The 2,253-nt window shown below is 30.8% G+C and carries 3 protein-coding genes; 2 read left to right on the top strand and 1 reads right to left on the bottom strand.

Translation table 11 applies throughout. The features are described 5' to 3' along the window. Window positions 1–240 precede the first annotated feature (240 nt). Both ACT8VG_RS10380 and ACT8VG_RS10385 read left to right on the top strand, forming a co-directional pair. Entirely contained in the window at window positions 241–549 is a 309-nt protein-coding gene (locus ACT8VG_RS10380; protein ID WP_444195824.1) for a transposase, read from the top strand. A 34-nt stretch (window positions 550–583) separates the two neighbouring features. Beyond that, complete coding sequence (locus ACT8VG_RS10385) at window positions 584–769, top strand: hypothetical protein (protein ID WP_444195825.1); 186 nt, start codon at window positions 584–586, stop codon at window positions 767–769. A 168-nt stretch (window positions 770–937) separates the two neighbouring features. On the opposite strand, the gene ACT8VG_RS10390 is transcribed toward ACT8VG_RS10385, so the two are convergent. Continuing rightward, on the bottom strand, window positions 938–2,253 hold a 1,316-nt coding region (locus tag ACT8VG_RS10390), incomplete at its 5' end, for an oligosaccharide flippase family protein (protein WP_444195826.1).

A 2,253-nucleotide genomic window follows, 5' to 3' on the forward strand; every position in this document is an offset into this window, starting at 1 on the left:
GGTCACGAAATAAATATCCTTTTTTTATCGTGTCCTTTTTACAGGGTCCATTTTATACCGTTGTTAAGCCTTTTTGCTTCACTTATTGAAATATTTAAATGTACATATCGAATTCCGTAATTATTTTTTCGAATTCTTACAATTCGTGTAATGTTTCGAACTTCTTAAAGGGTTTAGATTCAGCCCTTGGATGCTACTGAAGAATTGCGTCAAATATAGTTTCCAAACTTACTCTTTTATATGCTGGCTATTTATGATGAACTTGAGGAAGCATTCTATCTAAAGAATGATGTAACCTATTTCTATGATTACTGCACTTATGACACTGAAAAGAAACAGCTTGAGAAGATCATAATTGATTTCAGAAGCAGCACCGTTGTAGAGATCAGCCCTTTTGCGAATACTCTTACCAACTGGAAAAAAGAGATCATCAACAGCTTCATAATTGTGGATGACAAGGCAAATAGAAAGATGAACCCTGTCATCGTCGAAAACAGAAACAAGTCCATCAAGTTCCTCAAACATACCTCAAACGACTATTTTAACTGAGAGAGATTTAGCAATCGTATTCTTTATACATTAAATGTGGATACAACCTTCTATTAAACAAACATCAGAAAAGATGGTAAATAATATGTGGAAGATGTTTGAACTTATTGTTAATAAGAATAATGAACCAGTAATACTTGGGGAAAATGAAGTTTTAGAAGATATTCTCATTCGTCTGGAGTCTATTTCTAACCGAATTGATAATATTCAGTATTCCTAATAAAAAAACGATGAAGAATCATCGTTAGATTTAAATATTTCTGAAATAGACTTCTAGACTATATAGAAATAAGAGGGTGAGATTTCACCCCTTACTACGTGATAATTAAATATATAAACCCCCAGTTATTTTAAATTACCACTTTTTTATCAATATTATTTTTCATTTTTATATTCTCCCCCTTATTTTTTCTATAATACTAATAATTTCCTCATCATGAATTCTAATCAAATGCCAGAGCGCAATTACGCTATATAATAATGCTCCCAAACATATTTGAATAAGCAATGTATAAATATGAACGCCTAAAACGTCTCCTATTTTCGCAACCACAAAATACATTACTACACCAGGTATTATAAACCACAGGGCATTAAGTACATATTTTTTATAATCAAATGCTTTTCTAGCAAATTTAAATTGAACAACACAAACAGTAATCTCCGCTACCACAGTCCCTACTGCAACTCCGTAAGATTGAAATCTAGGAATTAACAACCAATTAATCAATAAATTAACACATGCTCCTGATACAATAGCATAAGTATATTGTTTATCTTTATTATTAGGAATCAAATCTTGATTTCTAACAATATTAGCCAACGTTGAAAATGGCAATGTTATTGATAGTAGAGCAATAATATCTGCGGACTTTGAAAATTCACTTCCCCAAAATACTGGGGCAAAAATATGTGATACTCCTGCCATTCCTGCACTCATAGCAATTGCAATACAGATCATATAATTAATTGATATTTTCATATAATTATTGCACTGTTTAATATTGTTATTTGCAATTAAATTAGACATTTTTGGCAACATAACACTACCAAACGCCAATATCACGCTTAATGGAATATTGAGTATTTTTTCGGCATTATCATATAGTCCTAACTCAACTTTATTTCCGATACTACCAAGCATTATCTTATCCATGTATTTAAACAAACTTGTCGATATTACAGGAATAAATAAAATTAGCAATGGCTTAACATGTTTTTTTAAATCAGTCCATTTTGGCAATCGGTACTTCGCATATTGAGGTACAATGAAAAACATTATACATTCCCCTGCCGCTTGTGAAGTTGCCATAATTACAATATATTTCCATAAATCACCTTTTTCTCTTACAAACAGGAAAATACAAGCAACCGATATTATTTTTATAATTGTATTTCTTGTGACATTCAATTTGAAATTTTCTATTCCAAAAAAGAACCAACTTACATCAAATAATGTTGCAATAACCATCAATCCCTGAATTGCAGAATAAATCCTATATTTTCCAGCAAAAAGAACTATATATACAGCATATAACAAACACGCCAGAATTCCCATAATGATATGAATTGTTAACAATTCACTATATGTCGTATTTAGTTTCTCTTGATTGTCTCTAACCTGAGCAATTTTTCTGTTTCCATAAAACTTAATTCCAAGCATCCCTAGCAATTGAAAATAATACGCATCAGAATAAGTGTAAG

The sequence above is a fragment of the Catenibacterium sp. genome, from assembly GCF_052354645.1.
In the GTDB taxonomy this organism is placed as follows: domain Bacteria; phylum Bacillota_I; class Bacilli_A; order Erysipelotrichales; family Coprobacillaceae; genus Catenibacterium; species Catenibacterium mitsuoka_A.